At 72.1% G+C, this 4,151-nt stretch carries 7 protein-coding genes; 5 read left to right on the top strand and 2 right to left on the bottom strand.

What is annotated here, in order from left to right:
- The first annotated feature begins 144 nt into the window (after positions 1-144).
- The gene (locus WD794_08565; GenBank protein MEX2290362.1) at positions 145-879 is read left to right on the top strand and encodes an alpha/beta hydrolase; all 735 of its coding nucleotides are present in this window, start codon (positions 145-147) and stop codon (positions 877-879) included.
- A 22-nt stretch (positions 880-901) separates the two neighbouring features.
- On the opposite strand, the gene WD794_08560 is transcribed toward WD794_08565, so the two are convergent.
- Together WD794_08560 and WD794_08555 are read right to left on the bottom strand one after the other, a co-directional pair.
- On the bottom strand, positions 902-1,357 hold the full coding sequence (locus tag WD794_08560) for a rhodanese-like domain-containing protein (GenBank protein ID MEX2290361.1): 456 nt from the start codon (positions 1,355-1,357) through the stop codon (positions 902-904).
- 10 nt (positions 1,358-1,367) lie between these two features.
- Positions 1,368-1,667, bottom strand: coding sequence for a hypothetical protein (locus WD794_08555; GenBank protein ID MEX2290360.1), 300 nt, complete (start codon positions 1,665-1,667; stop codon positions 1,368-1,370).
- Positions 1,668-1,825: 158 nt separating this feature from the next.
- On the opposite strand from WD794_08555, the gene WD794_08550 reads away from it, so the two are divergent.
- The 4 genes from WD794_08550 (at position 1,826) to WD794_08535 (ending at position 4,141) form a co-directional block, all read left to right on the top strand.
- A complete protein-coding gene (locus tag WD794_08550; GenBank protein MEX2290359.1) occupies positions 1,826-2,218 on the top strand; it encodes a DUF302 domain-containing protein in 393 nt (130 codons plus the stop codon).
- Positions 2,215-2,481: a hypothetical protein gene (locus WD794_08545; GenBank protein MEX2290358.1), complete on the top strand. Its 267-nt coding sequence runs from the start codon at positions 2,215-2,217 to the stop codon at positions 2,479-2,481. Before WD794_08550 ends, WD794_08545 begins: the two co-directional genes overlap by 4 nt.
- Positions 2,478-3,845, top strand: coding sequence for an NAD(P)/FAD-dependent oxidoreductase (locus WD794_08540; GenBank protein ID MEX2290357.1), 1,368 nt, complete (start codon positions 2,478-2,480; stop codon positions 3,843-3,845). Before WD794_08545 ends, WD794_08540 begins: the two co-directional genes overlap by 4 nt.
- 143 nt (positions 3,846-3,988) lie before the next feature.
- On the top strand, positions 3,989-4,141 hold the full coding sequence (locus WD794_08535) for a hypothetical protein (GenBank protein ID MEX2290356.1): 153 nt from the start codon (positions 3,989-3,991) through the stop codon (positions 4,139-4,141).
- The last annotated feature ends 10 nt before the right edge of the window (positions 4,142-4,151 follow it).

Raw genomic sequence — 4,151 nt, 5'->3', positions numbered from 1 at the left:
GGCATCTGCCTGTTCACGACGCGCCCGAACCAGCCACTACTCGCGGATCTGGGTCTGAGCGCCCGACCACGTCCTTGCGGGATGTGCTTGCCTGCCGGTGTGACACCACGGCTCCACACCAGGACGTGGGGACACGGACGTCCCGTGCTGTTCCTGCACGGGATCGGCGGCTCTGGTCGGTACTGGCAGCCGCTGGCGGAGGTGTCGAGGGGCTACGCCGGCGTGGCGCCGGACCTGCTCGGCTTCGGCCGCTCACCCTGGCCGGCCGACTCCACCTACGACGTCGACGCGCACCTCGACGCGCTGCTGGCGGTAGCGCCTCCACGCAGCGTCGTCGTCGCGCACAGCACCGGCGCGGTCCTGGCCGTAGCGCTCGCCGCGCGGCACCCAGGCCGCGTCGAGAAGCTGCTGCTCATCGGAGCGCCGCTCTACGAGGATCTCGCACAGGCGCGGCGGGAGGTGCGGCGGCTCGGGCCGCTGGCGCGGGTGACGGCGTCCGGCGAGGTCGCCGGCCGCGCAGCGATGGTGATGCTGCACGGCCTGGTCCGTCCGGTCAGCAGGCTGCTGCCGCTCGGGCTTCCCGAGCCGGTCGTGGAGGACTTCTGGCGGCACAGCTGGACGTCGTACTCCCGCACGCTGCGCAACGTCGTCATCGGCTACCCGGCCGTTCCCCTGCTCGGCACGCTGACGATGCCGTGCACCCTGCTCTACGGGACCGATGACACGACGGCCTACCGGCCACCGACGCATCGCCTGCAACAGCTGAACCCTCGGCTGCGGGTGCTGGAAGCTCCCGGCGGCCACCACATCGCCGTACGCGACCCGGCTGTCGTGGCTGAGGCCCTCGGCAGCGTGCTCGCGACGCCGCCGACCGTCTGACCGCGTGAGGCTGCCTGGCCGCTCAGTCCTCTCGCGGCTCCGTCGGCATGGCCAAGCTGACCCAGTCGTGCATCCCGCCGCGGTAGTACGCCAGCGCCCCCCGGGGGTGCCCGGCCTCCAGTAGCTCCCGCAGGGCATGCGGGGACTGCGGACACTGCGGGCCGTTGCAGAACAGGATCGCGATCCGCTTCACATCCAGCTCCGCCCGGCGCTCGACCATGTCGGTGTGCGGGATGTTGACCGAGCCCGGGGTAGTCCGCCCGCCGAACGACCCCGGCGTACGGCAGTCGACGACCAGTGCGCCCTGCTCGACCAGCTCGACCAGCTCGACCTCACCCACCGTCGGCACGCCCGGTGCAGCCTCCAGCCGCTGCAGCTCGCCCCAGGTGGTGTCGACGGCGACCAGGTCCTCCTCACCCCCGATGCGCCACGGAACGCTGCGCGGGTCGGCCTCGCGGGTGCGCTGGTGCCGTTGCATGCCTTCTCCTTCAGTCGCAGATCGTCCGGCGGACCGCCACGTAGGCGGCGAGTCCGATCGTGAACAGGCCCCACCACAGCGGCTCGGACAGGCGCAGCGGCCACTGCGGGTCCAGCAGCAGCACGACGCCGATCAGCGCCAGGCACAGGAGCGCCTCGTGCTTCAGTCTGGCGCCGAGGGCGACGCCGGCGACGCCGAGCAGCAGGAAGCCGGCCAGGTCGCCGACCACCCCCCGGGCCAGGTAGGGGAAGCCGGCGCGCTGACGTACGCCGCGCTCGACACCACAGCCGCGACGGAGGTGGTCGCCCACTCCGCGCGGGACAGCGCGAACTGCCGAGTGGTGCCGTGCGCCGTCGCGCTGCCAAGCCTGCTGTCCATAGCGGCGCCGGTACCCGCTCTCGGGTGCAGCATGTGCGATCGGGTCAGTCCGGGGTAGGGGCCCGACCACATACCAGTGGAGGTATCACCATGGAATACGGAACGACGATCACCACCGAGCTCGGCTTCGACGAGGCTGTTGAGCGCACCCGCACCGCACTGGCCGACAACGGCTTCGGCATCCTCACCGAGATCGACGTGCAGGCGACACTTAAGAACAAGCTCGACCAGGACATGGAGCAGTACCTGATCCTCGGCGCGTGCAACCCGCAGCTGGCGCACCAGGCGCTGGAGGTCGAGCGCGACATCGGTCTGCTGCTGCCGTGCAACGTCGTGGTCCGACGGGCGGGCGACCGCACTGTCGTGCAGGCGCTGGATCCGCAGGTGATGGTCAGCCTGCCGGGCCGCCCTGAGCTGCAGCCGGTCGCCGACGAGGCAGCGCAGCGCCTGAACGCTGCTCTGCAGACGGTGGCCGGCGCATGAAGCCGGTCGACGTCATCGGCAGCCAGCCCGGACGGGTCCTGCGCGTCGTGGCCGGCAGCGCGATGATCGACTGGGGGCTGCGCCGCGGCGACGCCGGGGGGCGCGCGGCCGCCGCCGCCGGCGTCGTGCCACTCGCGGCGGGCGCCGCCGACGTCTGCCTGCTCGGTCCGTTGGTGCACGGCCCAGGCGTTCCGAAACCAGCGGGCGCGGCGCCGCGCGGCCGGCCAGCTCTGACCCCCTGCGACGAGGAAACCCGTCAGTGACCGCGCCCTCCAGGCAGTGCCCCCGTCGTGGTCGTGGGCGGGGGCCACACGGCTTGGTGGCCGCCTGCTACCTCGCCAAGGCCGGCCGGCGGGTGGCCGTCCTGGAGGCGGGCGACAAGCTCGGCGGTGGGTCGCGGACCGACGAGACGATCCCGGGCTACCTGTTCAACACCCACTCGGCCGCGCACAACATCATCAACATGACCTCGATCCCGGCCGAGCTCGACCTGGCCAGCGCCGGGCTGGAGTACCTCCCGATGGAGCCGTTCGCGACCGGCTTTTTCCGGGACGGCCGGATCGTGCGCTTCCCCCGCGACATCGAGCAGACCGTCGCCTCGATCGCCGAGCACGACCGGGCGGACGCCGAGGCGTACCGGGCGTTCATGCACAAGGCCGTTCCGCTGGTGAAGACCGCGGTGACCGGGCTGGAGAGCGGCTCCAGCGCCGGCAGAGTGCTCAAGGCCGCCAGCAGCAAGATCTGGCCGCTGCTGCAGGGCGTGAAGCGCTCGGGCGGGCCGTTCGGGCTGGCGCACGACCTGGTGACCCCGTACGGCTCGCTGCTGGAGCGGGTGCTGCGCTCGGACCTGACCCGCGCTCCGATCTCGTCGTTCGCCAGCCACTCCTCGGCCGGTCCGCACCAGCCCGGTGGTGCGTTCTACGTCTACTGGCAGGCCGCCTACCACCTGTTCGGGCAGTGGCACCCGCGCGGCGGGTCGCAGGCGCTGACCGACGCCCTCGAGCGGCGGCTGACGGGGTGGGGCGGCGAGGTCCGCACCGGTGCGCCGGTCGCGCGCATCGACGCCGCCGGCGGCCGCGCACGGGCTGTCGTGCTGGAGGACGGCGAGCGCATCGAGGCGTCGGCCGTCATCACGGCGGTGAACGTGCAGACCGCGCTGCTGGACCTGCTCGACCCGCCGCTGGCCTGCGACGCCGGGCGGGAGCTGTCCTCGGCCCACCGCGGCAACGCCGTGCAACTCGTCGTGCACCTGGCGACCGACAAGCTCCCGCCGTACCCCGGTGCGCGCAAGGGCGACTGGAACGGCCTGCAGTCCCACGTCGACCACATGGACCAGCTCACCAGGGGCTTCCTGTCCGCCGAGGCGCGGCGGCTGCCCGACCCGCCGCCGACCTACTGCTTCACCCCGAGCGTGTACGACGACTCGCTCGCGCCGGCCGGCCACCACGCCGTCTACCTGGCCTGCCCGAGCGCGCCGTACGAGGTGGAGGGCGGCTGGGAGTCGCAGGCGGAGTCGTTCGCCGACGCGATGGTGGAGCAGGTCGAGCAGCACGCGCCCGGCTTCCGCTCCTCGATCCGATGTACCGGGCGAAGCAGCTGTCTGGGACGCGATCGGTGGTCTCCGTAAGCCGCTAGCGGGGTTGTCCCGGATCGCATGGTCCGGCCGCCGACCGCTTCCTACGCTGTCGACACTCCAGAATCGTGCCGTTCGCCGCGGTGCCCAGGTGATCGCACCTCCGCGCGTGCGGCCGCCTGCTTGGCGGCGACGGGGTGAAGGTCCGTGGCAGCGAGCTGCACTTGGCCGACGGCCGAGTGGTGCGCACCACCGCGTCGCCGATCTCGATCGACGTCGACCAGTTCGCCGGGCTGGCGACCTCTGACCCTGATTTTGCAGCCTGGTCCGGCCGCCGCCTGATTTCATGATCGTTTTGGT

The organism is Mycobacteriales bacterium, from assembly GCA_040902655.1.
Lineage (GTDB): Bacteria > Actinomycetota > Actinomycetes > Mycobacteriales > SCTD01 > SCTD01.
The sequence above is the reverse complement of the archived record's forward strand: the minus strand, read 5'-3'. Positions and strand labels throughout refer to the sequence as shown.